The 19,225-nt window shown below is 42.8% G+C and carries 22 protein-coding genes and 2 pseudogenes; 19 read left to right on the forward strand and 5 right to left on the reverse strand.

Annotation, left to right across the window (positions count from 1 at the left end; genetic code table 11):
- The first annotated feature begins 53 nt into the window (after positions 1–53).
- The 6 genes from KIK04_RS21825 to KIK04_RS21850 all read left to right on the forward strand — a co-directional run bounded on the left by KIK04_RS21825 (position 54) and on the right by KIK04_RS21850 (position 4,801).
- Positions 54–938 (forward strand): pirin family protein, encoded by an 885-nt coding sequence (locus KIK04_RS21825; protein WP_232275769.1) that lies wholly within the window; start codon positions 54–56, stop codon positions 936–938.
- A gap of 45 nt (positions 939–983) precedes the next feature.
- A complete protein-coding gene (locus KIK04_RS21830) occupies positions 984–1,262 on the forward strand; it encodes a GNAT family N-acetyltransferase (RefSeq protein WP_232275770.1) in 279 nt (92 codons plus the stop codon).
- A gap of 214 nt (positions 1,263–1,476) precedes the next feature.
- The gene (locus tag KIK04_RS21835) at positions 1,477–1,815 is read left to right on the forward strand and encodes a phosphoglycolate phosphatase (protein ID WP_232275772.1); all 339 of its coding nucleotides are present in this window, start codon (positions 1,477–1,479) and stop codon (positions 1,813–1,815) included.
- Between the two features lie 172 nt (positions 1,816–1,987).
- A complete protein-coding gene (locus tag KIK04_RS21840; RefSeq protein WP_232275773.1) occupies positions 1,988–3,202 on the forward strand; it encodes an oxalate decarboxylase family bicupin in 1,215 nt (404 codons plus the stop codon).
- A gap of 151 nt (positions 3,203–3,353) precedes the next feature.
- Positions 3,354–4,490 (forward strand): FAD-dependent oxidoreductase, encoded by a 1,137-nt coding sequence (locus KIK04_RS21845; protein WP_232275775.1) that lies wholly within the window; start codon positions 3,354–3,356, stop codon positions 4,488–4,490.
- Between the two features lie 14 nt (positions 4,491–4,504).
- Complete coding sequence (locus KIK04_RS21850; protein ID WP_232275776.1) at positions 4,505–4,801, forward strand: DUF1835 domain-containing protein; 297 nt, start codon at positions 4,505–4,507, stop codon at positions 4,799–4,801.
- 65 nt (positions 4,802–4,866) lie between these two features.
- Here KIK04_RS21850 and KIK04_RS21855 read toward each other — a convergent pair whose 3' ends face one another.
- Positions 4,867–5,727, reverse strand: a complete 861-nt coding sequence (locus KIK04_RS21855) for an AraC family transcriptional regulator (RefSeq protein WP_232275778.1) — start codon at positions 5,725–5,727, stop codon at positions 4,867–4,869.
- A gap of 125 nt (positions 5,728–5,852) precedes the next feature.
- Between KIK04_RS21855 and KIK04_RS21860 the strand changes: the two genes are divergently transcribed.
- The 4 genes from KIK04_RS21860 (at position 5,853) to KIK04_RS21875 (ending at position 8,816) form a co-directional block, all read left to right on the forward strand.
- Entirely contained in the window at positions 5,853–6,611 is a 759-nt protein-coding gene (locus KIK04_RS21860; protein ID WP_232275779.1) for an alpha/beta fold hydrolase, read from the forward strand.
- 68 nt (positions 6,612–6,679) lie between these two features.
- Positions 6,680–7,228: a DUF1697 domain-containing protein gene (locus KIK04_RS21865; RefSeq protein ID WP_232275781.1), complete on the forward strand. Its 549-nt coding sequence runs from the start codon at positions 6,680–6,682 to the stop codon at positions 7,226–7,228.
- 225 nt (positions 7,229–7,453) lie between these two features.
- Entirely contained in the window at positions 7,454–8,434 is a 981-nt protein-coding gene (locus KIK04_RS21870; protein ID WP_232275783.1) for a quinone oxidoreductase family protein, read from the forward strand.
- A 16-nt stretch (positions 8,435–8,450) separates the two neighbouring features.
- On the forward strand, positions 8,451–8,816 hold the full coding sequence (locus KIK04_RS21875) for a nucleotidyltransferase domain-containing protein (RefSeq protein ID WP_232275785.1): 366 nt from the start codon (positions 8,451–8,453) through the stop codon (positions 8,814–8,816).
- A 314-nt stretch (positions 8,817–9,130) separates the two neighbouring features.
- Here the strand turns inward: KIK04_RS21875 and KIK04_RS21880 are convergent, their stop codons facing one another.
- Positions 9,131–10,507: an outer membrane protein assembly factor BamB family protein gene (locus tag KIK04_RS21880; RefSeq protein ID WP_232275786.1), complete on the reverse strand. Its 1,377-nt coding sequence runs from the start codon at positions 10,505–10,507 to the stop codon at positions 9,131–9,133.
- A gap of 153 nt (positions 10,508–10,660) precedes the next feature.
- Here KIK04_RS21880 and KIK04_RS21885 point away from each other — a divergent pair, with 153 nt between their 5' ends.
- The 6 genes from KIK04_RS21885 to KIK04_RS21910 all read left to right on the forward strand — a co-directional run bounded on the left by KIK04_RS21885 (position 10,661) and on the right by KIK04_RS21910 (position 16,195).
- Positions 10,661–11,767 (forward strand): metallophosphoesterase, encoded by a 1,107-nt coding sequence (locus KIK04_RS21885; RefSeq protein ID WP_232275788.1) that lies wholly within the window; start codon positions 10,661–10,663, stop codon positions 11,765–11,767.
- A 160-nt stretch (positions 11,768–11,927) separates the two neighbouring features.
- Positions 11,928–12,920 carry a F510_1955 family glycosylhydrolase gene (locus KIK04_RS21890; protein ID WP_232275790.1) on the forward strand — a complete coding sequence of 331 codons (993 nt, stop codon included), beginning with the start codon at positions 11,928–11,930 and terminating at the stop codon, positions 12,918–12,920.
- Between the two features lie 326 nt (positions 12,921–13,246).
- The gene (locus KIK04_RS21895) at positions 13,247–13,897 is read left to right on the forward strand and encodes a bifunctional transcriptional activator/DNA repair enzyme AdaA (protein WP_269670972.1); all 651 of its coding nucleotides are present in this window, start codon (positions 13,247–13,249) and stop codon (positions 13,895–13,897) included.
- Positions 13,887–14,402 (forward strand): methylated-DNA--[protein]-cysteine S-methyltransferase, encoded by a 516-nt coding sequence (locus tag KIK04_RS21900; protein WP_232275793.1) that lies wholly within the window; start codon positions 13,887–13,889, stop codon positions 14,400–14,402. Before KIK04_RS21895 ends, KIK04_RS21900 begins: the two co-directional genes overlap by 11 nt.
- Before the next feature lie 57 nt (positions 14,403–14,459).
- The gene (locus KIK04_RS21905; RefSeq protein ID WP_232278854.1) at positions 14,460–15,704 is read left to right on the forward strand and encodes an MFS transporter; all 1,245 of its coding nucleotides are present in this window, start codon (positions 14,460–14,462) and stop codon (positions 15,702–15,704) included.
- A gap of 14 nt (positions 15,705–15,718) precedes the next feature.
- Positions 15,719–16,195 (forward strand): GNAT family N-acetyltransferase, encoded by a 477-nt coding sequence (locus KIK04_RS21910; protein ID WP_232275795.1) that lies wholly within the window; start codon positions 15,719–15,721, stop codon positions 16,193–16,195.
- Positions 16,196–16,294: 99 nt separating this feature from the next.
- Here KIK04_RS21910 and KIK04_RS21915 read toward each other — a convergent pair.
- Positions 16,295–16,563: pseudogene (locus tag KIK04_RS21915) on the reverse strand (winged helix-turn-helix transcriptional regulator); the annotation flags it as partial.
- A 262-nt stretch (positions 16,564–16,825) separates the two neighbouring features.
- On the opposite strand from KIK04_RS21915, the gene KIK04_RS21920 reads away from it, so the two are divergent.
- Positions 16,826–17,518 carry an FMN-dependent NADH-azoreductase gene (locus tag KIK04_RS21920; protein WP_232278855.1) on the forward strand — a complete coding sequence of 231 codons (693 nt, stop codon included), beginning with the start codon at positions 16,826–16,828 and terminating at the stop codon, positions 17,516–17,518.
- Positions 17,519–17,598: 80 nt separating this feature from the next.
- Here KIK04_RS21920 and KIK04_RS21925 read toward each other — a convergent pair whose 3' ends face one another.
- Complete coding sequence (locus KIK04_RS21925) at positions 17,599–17,871, reverse strand: hypothetical protein (protein ID WP_232275797.1); 273 nt, start codon at positions 17,869–17,871, stop codon at positions 17,599–17,601.
- Positions 17,868–18,098: an MBL fold metallo-hydrolase gene (locus KIK04_RS21930; RefSeq protein ID WP_232275798.1), complete on the reverse strand. Its 231-nt coding sequence runs from the start codon at positions 18,096–18,098 to the stop codon at positions 17,868–17,870. Before KIK04_RS21930 ends, KIK04_RS21925 begins: the two co-directional genes overlap by 4 nt.
- Positions 18,099–18,120: 22 nt before the next feature.
- On the opposite strand from KIK04_RS21930, the pseudogene KIK04_RS21935 reads away from it, so the two are divergent.
- Positions 18,121–18,306: pseudogene (locus KIK04_RS21935) on the forward strand (Lrp/AsnC ligand binding domain-containing protein); the annotation flags it as partial.
- Positions 18,307–18,309: 3 nt separating this feature from the next.
- A complete protein-coding gene (locus tag KIK04_RS21940; RefSeq protein WP_232275800.1) occupies positions 18,310–19,140 on the forward strand; it encodes a DNA alkylation repair protein in 831 nt (276 codons plus the stop codon).
- Positions 19,141–19,225: the final 85 nt, after the last annotated feature.

Here is a 19,225-nt window from a genome sequence, read left to right on the forward strand (position 1 = left end):
CTTTAATTAAAGATTATTGAAATAAAGATTAATTGATGAGGAAGGGGAAATGGATGATGACAACATTCCGTAAAATGGAGGGCACGTATACAGGAGCACCTTTTCATATGGTTGGTGATGGTTTCCGTGTATCGAACTACTTCCCTTCGGGTAACGATTTTCAACAACGAATCAGTCCGTTTATTTTAATGGATTATAATGCTCCTTATATGTTTCCACCTAGCAACGAGGTGAAAGGTGTAGGGGCGCATCCGCACCGTGGTTTTGAGACGGTTACGATCGCCTATGAGGGTAAAATTGAACATCATGATAACCATGGTAACCATGGGGTAATCGGATCTGGCGATGTGCAGTGGATGACAGCGGGATCAGGGTTGCTGCATAAAGAGTACCATGAGCAAGCGTTTTCGAAGCAAGGCGGGTTGTTCCAAATGATCCAGCTATGGGTTAATCTACCACGTGCCCATAAAATGCATCCACCTAAGTACCAAGAACTGTTGAATCAGGACATGGGAAAAACAGAGCTGCCTAACGACGGGGGGACTGTTCGAGTCATTGCTGGGGAGTACAATGGAGTAAAAGGGCCTGCAACGACTTTCTCACCAATCCATATGTTCGATATTGCATTTAAAGAGAAGGGGAAAGCACAGTTTGAACTGCCCGCTTCCTTCAATACGGCTGTCTTCGTGCTTAAAGGACATGTAACGATTAACGAATCACACCCAGCTAATGACGGCGATTTCATTTTATTTGAAAATGCTTCTGGTGAAATTGTGATCGAAGGTCTGACTGACGATACACTCGTCATTGTGTTGAGCGGTGAGCCGATCAATGAGCCCATTTTCATGCACGGACCATTTGTGATGAACAGCAGAGAAGAAATCATTGCAGCGTTTGAAGATTATCAAGCAGGTAAAATGGGTAATCCGAATTTTTAATGGTGAATTTTCATGCAACCAGAGGTTACGTAAGGAGGTATAGACATGCACAAGGTTGAGCATGATGCATCGAACAAAAAGTTTCTTATCCGTGATAACGGTACGATAATTGCCGAAATGACGTATGTCATCTCAAGTCCAGAATTGTACATTATTGATCATACATTCGTGCATGAAGCGTATCGAGGCCAAAAACTCGGTGACAAGCTTGTTCAAGCAAGTGTGGAATATGCACGCGAGCATCATATTAAGCTGCTGCCTCTCTGCCCATTTGCTAAAATTCAATTTGAGCGTCATCCCGAATATGCGGATGTGCGTGAGTGATTGTCTGTAAAGCATATTAGTGAGCTGAGCTTTCGACTGTAGTAAACCGTGGACAACCATTTGTTGCCCACGGTTTTTTGGTATTGGTTTATGTATAGGATGGTGGATATCGGAGTCTTACAAAATTGAAATACTCCTGTCATCTAATTAAATGGTGAAACCGGATGCACTATTTTATAATTCAACTAACATACATAACGGAAGGTGAGTGTAAATGAAGAAAAGTATACTAAATCCGATATTAATGATTATAGCTGGCGTAATACTTGTGCTCGCGACTTGGGTGTATGCGATTATGGATTATGGTACACCCGATGAATTTAGTGTAGAAAATTGGCCAAAGACGGAACAAGCGGCTAAGCAAGCTACGATTGAACATTTTAAAAAAGTAAAGAATGTAGATATTGTCATTGACGAGGTTAGTTTCTCTGGAGAGTATGCAACACCTGAAATTTATATAGATGGACATGTAGCAAACAATAAGCAGCAAAAAATTGCGGCTACTGTAAATTCGTCTGAACATTATCAAGTGAACATTACCGAACCGAATTAATGTCGAAAAAAGGAACACGTTACTCTTTTCTCTATTCAGGAGAAAGGGTGACGTGTTTTTTGATCTGAAATGGAGCAACACATACGTACAAAATGTAAGGCATAACATATTTGAATGAGGATGCAAAATGCTGGATTATCCTTATCCTAACTGAACTGAGAGGAGTTGTCTCATGGACAATGGATCGAGAAAACAGAATCAAACTGCAAACCTAAACCATGTGCCACAGCCCATCAGGAAAGATGGAGCTGGTGCGACAGATTGCGGCCCGCGGGATGTCATGCGAGATCGGGAAAATCCCGACATGTTCGTGCCGCCGGTCACGGATGCAGGCTTGATCCCGAACTTGAAATTTTCTTTTTCGGATACGCATATGCAATTAAATCATGGCGGATGGTCGCGGGAGATTACCGTAAGGGAACTTCCGATCGCGACTACGCTTGCGGGTGTGAATATGCGCTTAACACCAGGTGGTGTACGCGAACTGCACTGGCATCAGCAAGCAGAGTGGGCGTATATGCTGTTAGGGCGGGCGCGTATCACATCGGTCGATCAAGCGGGGCGTAATTTTATTGCGGACATCGGCCCAGGCGATCTCTGGTACTTTCCCCCAGGCATCCCGCATTCCATTCAAGGGCTGGAAGAAGGGTGTGAATTTTTGCTCGTCTTCGATGATGGCCATTTTTCGGACCTGAATACATTATCGATTTCCGATTGGTTTGCGCATACACCCAAAGAAGTGCTGTCCGCCAATTTTGGCGTACCCGAAAGCGCATTTAACTGCATTCCTGCGGAACAGGTTTACATTTTTCCAGATCAAGTTCCGCCTTCGCTGGAAAGTCAACACGTACAATCGCCGTACGGGACAATTCCACACAGCTTCAAGCATCGCCTGCTTGCGCAAACACCGCTCAAAACTCCTGGCGGCAGTGTTCGCATCGTCGATTCCACGAACTTCCCGATTTCAAAAACGATCGCCGCAGCGCTAGTTGAGCTTGAACCAGGCGCAATGCGCGAGCTGCATTGGCATCCGAATAACGACGAATGGCAATATTACTTGACGGGAGTGGGCCGTATGACCGTTTTCGCAGGAAACGGTGCAGCTCGTACATATAATGTTCGAGCGGGCGATGTCGGTTATGTCCCATTTGCTTACGGACACTATATTCAAAATATCGGGGACGAAACGTTATGGTTTCTCGAAATGTTTAAGAGCGACCGTTTTGCCGATATCTCCTTAAACCAATGGATGGCACTTACCCCTCGTAATTTGGTGCGAGATAATTTGCACGTTGGCGATGAATTGCTTGACGCGTTGCGGAAGGAAAAATGGCCAGTCGTGAAGTATTCTAATATCCGTAACGAACACGGAAGTGGAATGGAATAGTAAACATATAAACAATTCGTTCAAGAGATCACTTTTCTCGTTAGGGGAGACATAAAGTGATCTTTTTTTGTGTGAGTAGATTTGCATAGAAGATCATTCATCGAATATAATTAAACTGAACGGTCGGTCTAATTAATGGAGGAGGGATAAGATGTTTAGTCATCAGCATGTTATCATTATTGGTGCCGGAGTAGCAGGCGTTTCCTTTTCGTTATTTTTGCATCGTGCAGGTATTTCTAGTACGATTTATGAAAGTTACCCTTATTTTAAAGAAGCGGGTGCAGGTTTTATTATTAGTCCCAATGGTGTCAATGTTTTACATGAGCTGGGATTAAAGCATGAACTTGAAGAAAACAGTACGGCACTGAATCAATACAAAATATTTACGCACCATAACGAAGAAGTGTCGATCATGAATTCTTTTGACCATATAAAGTTTGGCTGCCCATCTGTCAATATAACGAGAACACATGTCATGAAAATGTTGCTTGCTGAAGCAGAGAGCAAAGGAATTGCGGTGGAGTATGGTAAGAAGCTCGTTGCATTGGAGCAATCACAGACGAATGTAACCGCGTACTTTGAAGATCAGACACAGGCAATTGGAACCTTGCTAGTAGGCGCTGATGGTATTCATTCAAAGACGAGAGAAATGATATTTCCTCAAGGCCATCATCTAAAATATGGCGGCTTTTGGACGATACAAGGCTTGGTATCTACAGAGGGATTAGGGCTTCAAAATGAAATGCTAGTGTTCATGGATAAGACATTCTCACTTGTAGTAGGGAGATGTCATGCCACAGAAAATAAAGCATTATGGCAAGGAATTGGACTTCAAGAACGAAAGATTCCTGCCAAGCATTTTGAAAACAAAACAACAAACGCGTTAAAAGCAGATTTGCTAAATCTAGTCGACGATTGGCAAGGGCCCGTGGCTGACATTTTTCACAACTCGACGAACCTTTATCCAAGGCACTTATTGCAGTTCGATCCGCTAGCAACTTGGTCAAAGGGACGCGTGACGCTCATTGGCGATGCTGCTCACGGTACAAGTCCGAATACGGGACAAGGTACTTCAATTGCACTTGAAGATGCGATGTACTTAGCAAAAATGTTACATGAACATGATTATCGAGATGCTTACTATTATTATGAATTTGACCGTAAACCACGGATAAATCATATCTCGAAGATGTTTGAACAGGCCGATCCATTTATGCTAGGAATAACTGATGATATATTTAATTATCAGATTCAGTGGGATGAAGAAAAGGAATTTAGTTTGAAGTAGGGAGCTTTTTGAACATGAATCGAGTACACATCGCTTTTGGTGACTCTGCATATGGAAATTCGAAATTTGGGTTGAGCAAAAGTGAAAAGCATCAAAACGAACAAATCATTGGTGTAAAGGATGATTTTTCGATTGGTCCGATCTATGAATTAGATTCAGAAGCGGGAAGCCAAGCGAGAAATGAATGGATCAAAGAAGTGTTAATTGCAACGGAGGCAGATGTCGATGGCGAATATCTGTCTTGGCTTGACACCATGCTAGAGAGCCACAATCTGCAAACCGTGAGGCAAATTTGCTTAGCTGGAAAATAAGAATAAGCGATGCAATAGGAACCCCGACATGTTATGGGCTCATCATGTGTCGGGGTTGTTCACTGTTATTTAATCGCGACCCAAATTTCATTGTAAGCATCTGCACGATCAAGATCAGGGGCAAGATAAACTTCCAGAGGTGCGATCTCAGCAGGTTCATATCCGTTAGATGGAAACCACTCGGAATAAATTTTTTTCCATGCCTCAATCAAGGCAGCTGGAACTGGCCCGCTTATTTCAAATACAACCCATTTGGATGCAGGAAAATGTAAGCTGGCAAGCTCAGCGGGCACAGTTCCTTGATGCTCAGCAGCAATCCAATAGTCAATTGTGCTGTCGGCTGTGTTATAATTTTCAGTAATGCCTAGCAGCCCTTTCAATTGCCCATTAATCAATCCCGTCAATTGATCGACGGTTCCATTGGCATGAGCTTCACCCCAGAATTGTCCAATATTAGGTGTTCCTGCGCATTCTTGTCCGAATGATACGGTTCGTTTTATTCCGATGACTTGGAAAGCATCTCTTTCGACGATATGATATTTCATCGGTTCTACTCCTTTCAGATTAACTTGAATCATAAGGCGATTGTAGGATTGCAACTGTCCAATCCCTTTTCTGACATCACTTGGCGTTACACCATGCTGTTTACGGAACGCTTTAGTAAAAGATTCAGGCGTATCGTAGCCGCACGCATAGGCAAGATCGACAAGTCTACAATTGGTGCTTATTAGTTGTTGCGCAGCAATCGTTAGACGACGGCGACGAAGATATTCTCCCACCGAAGTATCCGTTAAAATCCAAAACGTACGCTGAAAGTGTGAGGGAGACATGTTAGCCTGCTTCGCTATATGTTCAATCGTGATGGAACGTAGTAAATGTGCTTCCATATAGTCGATCGCTTTTTGCAATGATTCAACCAACGCCATCCTGCTCAACTCCTTGATTGAATAATAACAAACTCATAGCACGAAAATCCTGTCATTTTATACTTTGTTAGGACCGAATTATTATACATGTATCCGATACTTATATGCTACAAGGAGAGAGAGAGATGCGTAATCAGAAGGAAGGTCATTTAATCATGTGTGATAACCGCAAAATATTTAGCACCTACATACGCACATGTACACCCAGCGTTGTCTTTATAGCCGGATTAGGCGATAGTGGGGAGGTATGGGGCGAGATTCAAGACCGGATATCGCAGGAAGCGTCAACCATTTCCTATGATAGAGCAGGTATTGGCAGAAGCGAAGCGGCACCTATTCCGCGAACTTTGCATGATCTCGCCGAGGAGCTTGCAGTGCTGTTACACAAGCTAGACGTGGAACCACCCTATATTGTGGTAGGTCATTCCTTTGGCGGTTTGGTCGCTAGGCTGTATGCAAGCCTTTATCCGCATCTCATTGCGGGAATGGTACTTGTTGACGCTGCTCCCGAATATAAAGAGCTTGCGTATGAACGAGTTCTGCCAAGTAAGTTAGTCGCAGCAAATCGGGAGTATTACGAGAATCCAATGCTGAATCGTGAGGGAATCGACAAAGTAACGAGCTATAAACAAATCGTCGATTATGCTGTGCCATGGGACTTTCCGCTTTCTATTATTACGAGCGGCTTGCCGGATGTGAGGGGCGAGGAATGGCCCAGTCATGACATACTACAAATCGAGCAAACGTTACAGGCGGATTTCCAGCGGTTGTCAACGTCGAGCAAGTACCGAATTGCGAGTCGCAGCGGCCATGATATTCATCAGGACGAGCCGGAATTGGTCATTGAGGAAATTAGGGCCATGTTGAAGGCGGTAAGAAAATAAACGATACAAGCGCGAAATGAACGGATATCGATCACGATACATCATGCATGTATGAGAGGCGGATAATCATGCTTTATGTCGCACTGCTTCGGGGAATCAATGTTGGCGGTAAAAACAAAATAGATATGAAGCTGCTTAAAACAGCGTTTGAAGAAGCGGGCATGGAAAATGTAGTGACCTATATTCATACGGGTAATATCATTTTTACGACCGATGAACATTCAAAAATGCAACTATCACACATGCTGGAAGAGGCTATTCAGACAAACTTCGGATTATCCATTAAAGTTGTCATTCGTAGTGATGAGGAGTTTACACAAATGATGAGCTCGCTACCAGCGTCATGGTCAAACGATCAACAGATGAAGAGCGACGTGCTGTTTTTGTGGGATGAAATCGATGATGAATCAGTGCTTGATCGGCTTGTCATCAATCCGGAAGTCGATACGGTAAAATACGTTTCTGGAGCGATTTTATGGTCGGTTGATCGCAATCATGTAACGAAGAGCGGGATGATGAAACTGATGGGCACCAAGATATATCAACAAGTGACGATCCGAAATGTAAATACAACGCGTAAAATAGTTGAACTTTTGCAAGCTGGACGCGAGGGATGAGTGTCCCGAGCTGATTACTTTGCACGATTTGCACGAGTAAATTGGATCATCGCAGTAAGTACATAGAAAGACGTGACCGTACACGCCCCAATGTACGGTTTTTCACATTTTCACATGTAGCATCCGTTAAAAGAGAGATTTAATAATTGAATTTCTTGCAAGCGCTTTATAAAATGAACCTACATGAAACTGCATTTCACACTATGAAATGGAAGGTGAATACATATGAAAGCCATTATCGTTGAAAGCTTCGGTTCACCCGAAAATATGAAAGTCGTCGATGTTGAGATGCCGACCATACATACAGACCAAATCCTAATTCGTGTCAAAACAACGAGTGTTAATTTTGCTGATATTAAATCCAGATATGGGAAAAAGGGCAAAGGAAAACTACCTTATATACCTGGACTAGAAGCGTCAGGCGTAATTGAAAAAATCGGAGACAAGGTGAAGTCTTTTGCTGTGGGGCAGCGCGTATTGGCTTTTCCACATCATGGATCGTATGCCGAGTATATCGTGGCAGATGAGAATTTAACGTTCGCTATTCCGGACAGCGTTGATTTTGATACGGCGGGAGCTTGCGGTATCGTATCTTTTTTATCCTATAAACTTCTAGCTGATGTAGCACGTTTACAGAGTGGAGAGACCGTTCTTATTCATTCCGCCGCAGGCGGGGTAGGAACGACAGCCATTCAAATCGCCAAAGCGTTAGGTGCAGCTAAAATCATTGGCACGGTAGGCGATGAAAGCAAAATACCGATGGCCATAAGTGCTGGAGCGGACGAAGTGATTTGTTATGAAAAAGGTGACTTTGCTGAAAAAGTGAATGCATTAACGGACGGCAAAGGTGCCGATGTTATTTTAGATTGTATTGCAGGAGATATAACAGAGAAGAGTCTGCACTGTCTAGCGCACTATGGTCGTTTAGTCATGTTTGGAAATTCAAGTGGAAAAACAGGGCAGATCCATACGAACGATTTGCATGCAAGTTGCCGCTCTGTACTCGGATTTAGCTTGGGAACGACAAGAAAAGAACATCCAGAACGATTACAACATACAGCCATTCAAGTATTTCGCTTATTGGAACATGGAAAGCTGAACATTAAAATTAGCGAACGGTTTGCGCTACAGGATGCTTCATTGGCTCATCAATGGGTTGAAAGCAGAAAAAGCACAGGTAAGGTTCTGTTAGTTGTCGAACACTAAATGAGGGGGGAGAAATATGCAGTTTCCTACAAGAATCGGAGTGGATGTTGATGGATTTATTGTAAACCCAACCTCATTACATAAAATAGATAGGATCTACCAAGAACTTTTAAGCCAACTCATTGAAATTTTGAAAAATAGTGCAGGCCCTAAGCTACATAGTGTGTATATTTATGGTAGCGTAGGTCGAGGAGAAGCGATGCCGGGATCGTCCGATATTGATTTAACTGTGATATTGAAATCATCGCTAACTCCGCAAGAAAAGACTCTTTTAAATGAAGCAACTCAAACATTTAAATGGGACCATCCCATTGCTCCTAAAGTCGATAGTTCTAAAGTGCATTCGATGTTGAACGTATTGTACGAGGTGCCTATTGTCTAGTTGCTGAAAAAGATGAAAGCTGGTCTACAAGTGTGCTGGAAGACCTCCTCATTGTTCAGCATTATTTTCCGAGTGAAGCAGCATTTCAACAGATTGAACAAGTATTACGATACAAGCAGGTTCCACCCTTGGAGGAAGTCTTACATGTTGTTCATTACTTTATCGGTTGGTTTGAAGAACATGCTCAGGAGGGTAAATGATGAGGAAATGATGGGGAAATGAAGAAATTAAAAAACAAGCAGCCTATTCATATGTTTAAAATTTCATATGAGTGGGCTGCTTGTTCCGTTATGAGATCTTAGGTTGCTTCGATCTTAGGTTGTTTCGATTTTAGGTTTTTTAATAACAACAAATTTATTTTTCATTAAAATGAGCACGCTGCCGTCAGCGATGACAGGAGGGCTCTGCAATCCGTTCGTCTGGAGCCTTAAGAGCGGCATACCCGAATTCACATCAAGCGCGATTAACGTTCCGTCTGTGTGTAAGGCAAACATAAGGTGCTCAATGACATAAATGCTCGCAAGCTGTCCGCGATTGATTGCACGATAGTACACAGCCGCTTTATTATTTAACTTAAAGCTGTAGAGAGCAGATTGATCACGGAATATGATTTGGCCATCAACAATTTCATCCAACGTTGCGGATTTCATGTGCTTTCCAAACGGCTTATAAACGTTGGTAGCAGGCTTCAGCGGATCTGCTCCTGCCGAGTAGTGGTACACGTGCAACACTTGATCCGTAACACTGGAATCGATGGCAACAAATACATCATGACCATCCATATAGATGTTCCCATGCAAGCTATACCGTTCGGATGGTGGGAATTTGGCCGTATCGATTTGCAAAGGATTGTACGATTTCGTCTTCAATACTTTACCGGTTCGAGCATCTATGTACTCGAGCGTGGGGAGGAGCGGTGAGCCGTACATCGATTGCAGGATAATGGATGAACCATGAACTTGCACCGGATAACGCTCACGCAAGGACCAGACCTCTTTACCCGTCTGGCGATCGTAAGCGATGAACTGACTCATCGTCGTAGCGCCAGATACGATGTTGTTGGTTAGCACACGATCCTTAGTAAACGATACGAAGCCGTCAAGTCTGGCATCAGCGATTTTGCTGGCGTTTTTCCATACCAACCTACCATTTTTCACATGGTAGGCGTTGATTTGCTCGCTAATCGTGTATAAATGATCGCCATCGACACGAAGTTCTCTTATATCTTTCAATTTGACAGACGCTTCCCAGCTTTTTTTGCCTGTACGCACGTCTACGGCATAGATGGAACCGCCAGTCGAAGTAACATACACATAGCCTTCTTTGTACACTACGGATGATTGAAGCTGACTGCCATATTTCCATAGGCGGTTACCCTTCTTTGTATCCATTGCGACAAGCTGGCCTTGTTGCAGCAAAAAGACCTTGCCGTCGCCAACCGCAAAATGATCAAGTTTCCCCGTGTTCACAGACCACGCTATGCGGGCATTGGGAATAGCCGTACTTGATGCTTGGCTCAGTGTTTGGCTTAGTGTTTGGTTTGATGTTTGGTTTGGTGGTTGAGCTGCTCGTTGGGCTTCAGCCGAGAGCGTGCTAGGAGCGATAACAGTACCCGTAATCATGACGGCTATCCAAGTCAGCAAGACTTTTTGATACGTTTGATACGGTTTGAATCTACGGTAGTTGTTCATAAGAAGTATCCTCTCATATGATTGTATATTCATCTATTAGTACGAAATGGAAATGGCAAGGTTTGTGGGAAAATCGACCAGTCTATCCTTCCATATCAATCCTAACATAGATATGATATATTTTTGATAGCTACTATATATAGGAGGCATACTGTGAAAATACGAAAATGGTTAAGCATGTTCGGTGTGCTTGTGATTTACACCCTAATCACCATCTATATGGGGTGGAACGGAGCAGTCTGGTTGAGCACAACCTTTGATTTTCAATATTGGGCCTATTATTGGCTGCTGCTCGGCGTATTTGCGTACGCCTATATCATAAACCAAATAGTTAAAGTTTCTTTTTTAAGAATGATCGGATCTTATTGGTTTGGGGTCATCCAATACGCCATAATTTTGTTACCTTTAGCTAATTTAACGGTATTTATGTTACAGCTACTTTCCGTACCTCAAGAACAAGCTATCGTCTGGACTGGCGCCGGTGTGTTGCTTGCTTTCTTTCTTATTTTTGTGTATGGAACGTTCAATGCCTACAGTCCAGTCGTTCGTACGTATAACATCAGCATCGCGAAACAAGCGAACGAGCGCCAAACGCTGCGCATTGCAATGGCTTCGGACATGCACTTCGGCAAGCTCTCGGGAATGTCGCATCTGAAACGATTAGTGCGCCATGTTAACGAGATGAAGCCTGATATCATTTTATTGCCTGGAGATATTATCGACGATCACCCGGGCCACTTTATTAAACATCAAATGGGACAGGTCATGCAGCAAATGCGTGCTCCACTCGGCGTCTATGGCGTGCTAGGCAACCATGAGCATTACGGCGGAGCGATTCCTGAATTTTTGCAAGTCATGCATGATATTGATATTAAAATCTTGCTAGATGAGGTTATCAACATCGAAGATAGCTTTTACATTGTCGGTAGAAAAGATAAGACCGATCGGAATCGGCTAAGCTTTGCAGATTTAACGAACAGTATCGACAAACGATTGCCGGTGATTGCGATGGATCATCAGCCTTTTGAATTGCAACAAGCTAAGGCAGCTGGTGTTGACTTACTGCTGTCGGGCCATACCCACAGGGGGCAAATGGCGCCTAATCATCTCATTACGAAGAAGATGTATGAGTTGGACTGGGGCTACGCGCAGCAAGGCACTTTTCATGCGATTGTTTCCTCTGGCTTTGGCTTTTGGGGTCCGCCCTTACGACTTGGTAGTCGCTCGGAAATTGTTCAAATCAATATTCATTTTAAATAGGAAACAGCGATCATTAGGTGCTGCGACTTGCCGCTTCTCGACAACCATCGGGGAGCGGTTTTTTGTATTTCGCATCTCATCCTCATCATTTCTTCACAAGTGAGAGCTACAATGAAACAGGCTATTGACTAGAGGCTGCACAATAAGGAGGGGCTAGTGTATGGGGAGTTCGAACAATAGAAAGAAAGCGCGAGATAAAGAGACGCAAGTGCAATCGGCCAAACCGATGCGTCTGACAAAATGGGGAGTCATCGTATCCCTGCTAGGGATTATAGTGTTGGGTAGCATTTATGTATATGGGAAAAATGGAAGCACAGCTCCAACCGTAAACTTGGAACATGTCCACGGTATAGGGTTTTCTTCAGACGGTAAACGGATTCTTATTCCAGCGCATGATGGCTTAAAGGCGTACACAGCGGGACGTTGGGAAGCGAAAGAGGGTGCTAAGCACGACTATATGGGGTTCACGACCGTCAGTGACGGATTTTATTCTAGTGGCCATCCGGCTCCCGGTTCTGATCTGAAAAATCCATTTGGAATCGTCAAAAGCACGAACGAAGGCAACACGTTACAGATGCTTGCGCTGCAAGGGGAGACGGATTTTCATCACATGGCGGTTGGCTACCATTCGCATGTGATTTATGCTGTAAATCCAGAAGCTAATTCGAAGATGGATGCAGCGGGACTTTTTTATTCTGTCGATCAGGGCCGCACTTGGACGAAAAGTGTAATGAAAGGCCTTAACGAGCAAACGACCGCGATCGCTGCGCATGCGACTGAAGCGCCCATAGTGGCGGTCGGTACTCCACGTGGTGTCTATTTGTCTAAAGATTATGGCAATAGCTTTGAAAAAGTATGGTCTGCTGGCGAGACAACGTCACTATTTTTCAATCTTGCAGGCAAGCTGTTTATCGGAGGCTATGAGAACCAAGCCTATTTGCAACAGCTTGACATCGATACGAAGCAGAGCGAAAAGCACCATATTCCCGAGCTTGGTGAAGATGCTATCGCTTATTTTGGCCAAAACCCCGTAAATAACAAGCAGTGGGCATTTGGCACCTTCAACAAGAATGTGTACATCACCGAAGATAACGGATTGAATTGGACAAAAATTGCGGATAAAGGAAAGACGAGCTCTGAATTGACACGCTAAGCAAATTTGGATAAGAAAGAGCCGAATTTTACCCCGTTAACGGTAATTTGGCTCTTTCTTATTTAAAGGACGTAAGGAATGTACACTTGTTGCATGTAATCCCTCAAACTTATATTCTCCTAAGAAATTGATGTGTTCCCAACCTACAGGCCATATATACGGCATTAAACCTTCTCGAAATTCACCCTTGTTTAAGCCTTTTTGTATTTTTGTGCGCACGAATTTACTTGAGAATATCATTGTAATTTCGTTATCTTGCTGTTACATTCCAAAATGCGTACAACAACTTGTTTCCAGGGTTATACTGAAGCGAGAGGTGGTTCAAAGTGACATACGATTGGAAAATGAATTCGAAACGAACGAATCAACAACGAGACTCTGACAAGCCCATTCAATCCGTTTCTGTTTCTGATGAACAGTGGCAGGCAATTGCCAATAATGATGCTTCTTATGACGGACAGTTTTTTTATGCAGTGAAAACAACAGGGGTTTTTTGTCGCCCTTCTTGCAAATCAAGAGTACCCAAAAGAGAAAACATTGGTTTTTTTGAAAATGCTGATCAAGCACTAGCCGCACATTTTCGTCCGTGCAAACGGTGCAAGCCAACCAGGCAAAGATTACCCGATGAGGAGTGGATTGCGTTCATAACCGAATACGTGGATAGCCACTGCGATGAAACGTTGACGCTCGAAGTCCTTGCGCTTCTGAGTCATGGAACCCCTTATCACTTGCATAGAACCTTTAAAAAAATCAAAGGCATGACCCCGGTGGACTACATCCAGCATGTCCGAATGGAAAAGGCGAAAATGTTATTGACTACTTTTGATGACCCAGTTGCTGAAGTCGGTGAGTCTGTCGGACTTTCCAATACCCCTTATTTTATTACGCTGTTTAAGCGGAAAACGGGACAAACGCCGGAAGCTTATCGTAGGCAGCAAAAACAACACTTGAAGGAGGCATTTTCAAATGACACCTAAAAAAAGCAGTTCTCTCTATTGGTCCTTGTTGTCTTATGAAAACTGGAAGGTGTACATTGCCGCCACAAATACAGGCTTATGTTTTGTCGGATCGCAACATCAACCATTCGAAGAGTTGGTGAAATGGGCAAATCATTACATGCCTGAAAGCGATCTGATTCGAGATGACGAACAATTGCAACCTTTTGCCGATGAGCTTGTTCGTTATTTTCAAGGCAAGCTCAGCCGGTTCACCATTCCAATCTTTTATCAAGGCACCCCTTTTCAGGAAGCCGTATGGAAGGCACTCTGTGATATTCCGTACGGTCAAACTCGAACCTACTCGGATATTGCTCAACAAATGCTAAAACCGACTGCGGTTCGGGCAATTGGGAGGGCCATTGGAGCCAATCCGATCCTGATTACGGTTCCATGCCATCGTGTTATCGGTAAAAATGGATCACTGACGGGCTATCGCGGCGGAATGGAAATGAAAACGCAACTGTTGGAACTTGAACGAGGCTAGGTTTCATCTGATCTTACTTATATCGTAAACGTGGTCATTTATAAATAGAGGTGTATGATGAAAAACAAAAAATATTATAATTTTTACAAGCTTTGGCTAGGACAGTCTATAGGTTTGCTAGGCACCCAGTTTATAGTAGTAGCATTACCTCTGTTTGCGTTAGAGGTGCTACAAACAAGTGAGGCGAATGCTGCCTTGCTTCGTGGAATTATATTCATACCCTATCTCATTTTCGGATTAGTAGCCGGTGCTTTGATAGACATCCTCCATAGGAAAAAGGTTTTGCTCATTTGTAGTATAGGTCAAAGCGCTTTACTTTTAACCGTATTCATACTGGCTGTAACAAATACAATAACGTTTCCTTTATTGGTGTTTTTCATGTTTGTATATGGAATATTCACTACGTTTTACAACATTGCCATTCCTTCTTTCTTACCGGAAATAGTAACAGATAAAGACAACTTAAAAAAAGGAAATGCTCAACTAGCCCTTTCGGAGTCTCTTGCTACCGTAATTGGTCCTATGCTAGCAGGAATCGTGTTTACTGTAGTTGGATTAACAGGCTCATTTTCTGTTACCGCAGTAACGTATTTTGTTTGTTTTGTGTTTGTATTAAGTATTTCAAGGTTTAAACCGCATACAGAGGGCTCTTTAACAAACGTAAATATAAAATCCATATATAAAAACATATATGAAGGATTAATATATTTTAAAAGCCACCCCGTACTGGAACCAATTGTAAGCTGCGGCGCTGTTTACGGCTTTTTCAAATACATACTATATAGCATATTAGTCATATTCCTTTATAAGGTAATGAGTCTATCTGAACTTGAAATAGGCTTTGTTGTAGGTTCGGCAGCGGTGGGATTTGTAATAGGCAATACGATACTCATCAAAAAAGGTCAACAAATGAATAATACAAAAATGCTTACTTATAGCGCTACTGTATCCGTTATAGGTCTGTCCTTTATACCGATCATGGGATATTTGGGGACTGTTTACGGTATAGTGGCTGTAAGCATCATACATGGGATGGGAGAAGGTGTATTTGCCCCTTACGCTGCAACCATACGACAACTTGTCTCACCAAGTCACATGCTAGGCAGAGTAAATGCTGTACAGCGTACGCTTAATTGGGGAGCTTGGGCATTGGGGAGTTTTGCTAGCGCATTTTTAGTTTCTGTGTTTGGGCTTCAGACTACGTTGTTTATAGGGGGCTTCGGAACAACATTATGTTTAATAGCGTTGGTAAGGAGAGACGTATTAAAAGGAACCAACATTGAATATACGAGTTCAATTTAGAGGAGATGCTATATATGAACATTAGGCACGTACGGGAGACTGACTACATACCGGTTATCTCCGTAATTGATGAGTGGTGGGGTGGTCGGCAGATGGCTGACATGTTGCCAAAGCTCTTTTTTCAGCACTTCCAAGATACGAGTTATGTAGTCGAGCAAGATGGACAGATCGTTGGTTTTTTGATCGGGTTTGTCTCCCAATCGTATCCAGAGCAAGCGTATATTCACTTTGTTGGTGTGCACACAGCGTATCGAAATTCCGGAATTGCGAGAAGCTTGTATGAACGGTTTTTCGCAACCGTTAAAGGGAAAGGATGTACACTCGTGCGCTGCGTCACATCACCAGTTAATAATGCTTCGATCGCATATCACACGCGAATGGGATTTTTAGTTGAGAATGGAAGCGCTCTGGGTGATGGTGTACAAGCTGTTGTAGACTATGATGGAGTCGGGCAAGATCGGGTTCTGTTTATTAAAAAATTGCATGATTGAAATCTTGCGTGATTGAAATTTGTTAGTATGCGTAATATGAACTAAAAAAGTAAGACGTTCATTAGGGTCATGCTGAACCTTGCTGAACGTCTTTCTTACTTACACTTCATCCTCACTCGTTCTTACTGTGACTTCACCATCTGGATACCTATACTGAATATAGTCTCCTCCCCAATCACACAGTACCTTCAAGAGCTTTTTTAACGATTCACCGTCTCTGTCAGTGAGTACTCTACTTTAGGAGGGACTTGATTGTATACTTTTCGTAAAATGATCTTGTCTTGTTCAAGACTCTTTAATTGTTCAGTAAGCATTTTCTGTGTAATACCTGGTGTTAAACGTTTTAATTCATCTGTTCGGGTGGGGCCACAACAGGAATCGTAAGCAACTTAGTTGGAGCTAATAAGATGAACGTATCCATCAAACGAAGACATAACAAGGAGAGATTACACTTTATGTCGTTTTACGAAGTGAAGAGTCTCAAAATAAAGATACTTGACATAGTGATATTTCCGGAGTAAACTTACTTACATAAGTCCAGTCGAGTACATGTAGTTGAGTAGGTGAACTCGCAACAGAGCTGGATTCATCATTCGTCAGTCATTTTTATTGAAAGTATAGGTGAGAAGATTGGGTTTTTTCAGCAAGTTGTTTGGAAATAAAAAAGATAATTCACATACAGAGGAGAATGAAACAATGACTAAAGTATTATTGATTAAGGCGAACGACCGTCCAGCGGAGCAAGCGATTAGCTCCAAAATGTATGAAACATTTGTAAGCACGTTTAAAGAAGCGAATCCAAATGCTGAAATTACGGAACTGGATTTGTTCAATGTTGAACTTCCGTACTACGGCAACACGGCTATTACAGGTTTGTACAAACGTGGCCAAGGTTTAGAATTAACAGCTGAAGAAGCAAAAATCGCGGATCTTATGGAAACATATTTGAACCAATTCTTAGAAGCTGACAAGGTTGTATTCGCGTTCCCATTGTGGAATTTCGCAGTCCCAGCGCCACTCGTAACGTATATTTCTTATCTTTCTCAAGCAGGAAAAACATTCAAATATACTGCTGAAGGCCCAGTAGGACTTGTTAATGGCAAACAAGTGGCCATCTTAAGCGCACGTGGTTCGGACTACGCTGCTGAACCAATGGCTTCGCTCGAAATGGCGGTTAACTATGTAACGACATTGCTTGGCTTCTGGGGTATCGCAAATCCAGAAACAGTTGTTATTGAAGGCCACAACCAATATACGGATCGCACGCAACAAATTATTGCGGACGGTTTGGACGAAGTGACAAAATTGGCTGCAAGATTTTAATGTAAATAGGAATCACAATCAAACCAGTATGGTCATCCATACTGGTTTTTGCTTCGTTATGTGACTGCTTAACAGGCATCTCATACAATCGCGATCGAATCACCATCATTAGGAACTAATATGTTCGTAGTATGACCTTGTTCATCAATAAAATGGTTTAACTCTGCTCTTGTTAATAAGCTGTGGTTAAGCGCTTCCAGATGGGAGACGATAATCGTCGCTTGAGGCGCTTCCTTATAGGTCTCGACGACAGGATTTTTAAAGACGACACCTGACACTGCTCCCATTAGCTTGCTGATTTCGCCTGTCCCATGTTTGCCATCTGTCCGAGTCAAGCTCATTTGATCGATCATGGTACCATGAGTAAGAGATTGTACGTTTTGAAAACCTTCTTTTTAATCACATCTGCATCCATTTCCGATTGAGCAAAAATTTGCATATCTTTAGACAGCACTTCAGTAGCAACCGCATCAAAATGATCCGGATGAAGGTGAGTGACAATAACGGCATCAACCTGTATGATTGCCTCGATAGGGAGCGGTAAATCTACAGTTGGATTCCGTTTGTGCTGATTCGGCATGTTCGGAAACGGTGGATAAGCCCCTTTTTTAACCTTTATTGAAAATTAGCAAGCGTATCTTATGCACAATTTTAAGATTAGTGGGGAAAGCTGTTATCTTTTGGAGTGCCGCTTTCCATCTAACGAGGAACTGGATCTATTTTTAACAGCATTAAATAAGAACGCGAACTATAAGTTGTCTATTGTTATTAATAAGGGAGGAAAATGATGTATGCTGATAAGTGAAGAGTTGTTAAACCGAACAGGAGCTAGTAAAGCGGCCAATATTCCACAGGAAGTGATCTTATTTCTTAATCAAGGGAAGATAGCGAGTGTGAACCTGACGGAGTGGTTAGCTGTTAATCATCGTACGTTATTAGAACATGTGTTACCATCGATCGGTTTGGAAAGCGAAGATATCCCATTTATCTTATTAGAAGTAGATCGGCACAACACGGTATCCGGAATGCAAGCCATTCGTACGATCGGCTCAGTATTAACGCAGGTTATGAGTGGGAAGAGTAGTAAGGTTCAAGCAGAAGTTATCTTAAAGTGTTTGAATCATGTGTCTGATAGTGTTCGATGTTGGGCGGCATTTATGCACACCGAACCTAATAGCTCGATCCAAGCTAAATTGCAATATATTAAACCCTTTGCTGCTGATCGTCATTTTGGTGTTCGTGAAATCGCCTGGATGTCTATTAGGGAAGACCTTGCGAAAGATATAGATGAGAGTGTGAAATGGTTGGCAGAATGGGCTGCAAGTCATGATGAGAACATTCGTCGCTTTTCCGTTGAATCCATTCGTCCTCGTGGTGTGTGGTGCAAGCATATTGAAGTCTTAAAACAAGAACCTCAGCGAGCCCTGCCTATCCTTCATTTATTAAAATCAGATCCAGCAAAGTATGTCCAAGATTCCGTTGGTAACTGGTTGAATGATGCTAGCAAAACCCAACCTGAATGGGTGATCGCCTTGTGTGAAGAATGGGAACAGGGTGCTGCAACCAAAGCGACTAGTAGGATTGTTAAAAAAGCCAAGAGAACGATCGCGAAAGGTAATTAATCAACTATACGCACCTATTAAAATGGTGTTCGATCCAAACGATGGAGAGGGGCAAAATATTCGAGAATTCGCCGATCGTTATCGC

It is taken from the genome of Paenibacillus sp. 481 (genome assembly GCF_021223605.1).
In the GTDB taxonomy this organism is placed as follows: domain Bacteria; phylum Bacillota; class Bacilli; order Paenibacillales; family Paenibacillaceae; genus Paenibacillus_B.

Excerpts from the sequence above, each read along its gene's own strand:
- KIK04_RS21830 (WP_232275770.1), top strand. The coding sequence starts at position 984 with ATGCACAAGGTTGAGCATGATGCATCGAACAAAAAGTTTCTTATCCGT.
- KIK04_RS21880 (WP_232275786.1), bottom strand. The coding sequence starts at position 10,507 with ATGAACAACTACCGTAGATTCAAACCGTATCAAACGTATCAAAAAGTC.
- KIK04_RS21940 (WP_232275800.1), top strand. The coding sequence starts at position 18,310 with ATGCTGATAAGTGAAGAGTTGTTAAACCGAACAGGAGCTAGTAAAGCG.
- KIK04_RS21900 (WP_232275793.1), top strand. The coding sequence starts at position 13,887 with ATGACACCTAAAAAAAGCAGTTCTCTCTATTGGTCCTTGTTGTCTTAT.
- KIK04_RS21875 (WP_232275785.1), top strand. The coding sequence starts at position 8,451 with ATGCAGTTTCCTACAAGAATCGGAGTGGATGTTGATGGATTTATTGTA.
- KIK04_RS21840 (WP_232275773.1), top strand. The coding sequence starts at position 1,988 with ATGGACAATGGATCGAGAAAACAGAATCAAACTGCAAACCTAAACCAT.
- KIK04_RS21870 (WP_232275783.1), top strand. The coding sequence starts at position 7,454 with ATGAAAGCCATTATCGTTGAAAGCTTCGGTTCACCCGAAAATATGAAA.
- KIK04_RS21850 (WP_232275776.1), top strand. The coding sequence starts at position 4,505 with ATGAATCGAGTACACATCGCTTTTGGTGACTCTGCATATGGAAATTCG.
- KIK04_RS21825 (WP_232275769.1), top strand. The coding sequence starts at position 54 with ATGATGACAACATTCCGTAAAATGGAGGGCACGTATACAGGAGCACCT.
- KIK04_RS21865 (WP_232275781.1), top strand. The coding sequence starts at position 6,680 with ATGCTTTATGTCGCACTGCTTCGGGGAATCAATGTTGGCGGTAAAAAC.
- KIK04_RS21910 (WP_232275795.1), top strand. The coding sequence starts at position 15,719 with ATGAACATTAGGCACGTACGGGAGACTGACTACATACCGGTTATCTCC.
- KIK04_RS21930 (WP_232275798.1), bottom strand. The coding sequence starts at position 18,098 with ATGCCGAATCAGCACAAACGGAATCCAACTGTAGATTTACCGCTCCCT.
- KIK04_RS21890 (WP_232275790.1), top strand. The coding sequence starts at position 11,928 with ATGGGGAGTTCGAACAATAGAAAGAAAGCGCGAGATAAAGAGACGCAA.
- KIK04_RS21855 (WP_232275778.1), bottom strand. The coding sequence starts at position 5,727 with ATGGCGTTGGTTGAATCATTGCAAAAAGCGATCGACTATATGGAAGCA.
- KIK04_RS21925 (WP_232275797.1), bottom strand. The coding sequence starts at position 17,871 with ATGATCGATCAAATGAGCTTGACTCGGACAGATGGCAAACATGGGACA.
- KIK04_RS21845 (WP_232275775.1), top strand. The coding sequence starts at position 3,354 with ATGTTTAGTCATCAGCATGTTATCATTATTGGTGCCGGAGTAGCAGGC.
- KIK04_RS21860 (WP_232275779.1), top strand. The coding sequence starts at position 5,853 with ATGCGTAATCAGAAGGAAGGTCATTTAATCATGTGTGATAACCGCAAA.
- KIK04_RS21835 (WP_232275772.1), top strand. The coding sequence starts at position 1,477 with ATGAAGAAAAGTATACTAAATCCGATATTAATGATTATAGCTGGCGTA.
- KIK04_RS21905 (WP_232278854.1), top strand. The coding sequence starts at position 14,460 with ATGAAAAACAAAAAATATTATAATTTTTACAAGCTTTGGCTAGGACAG.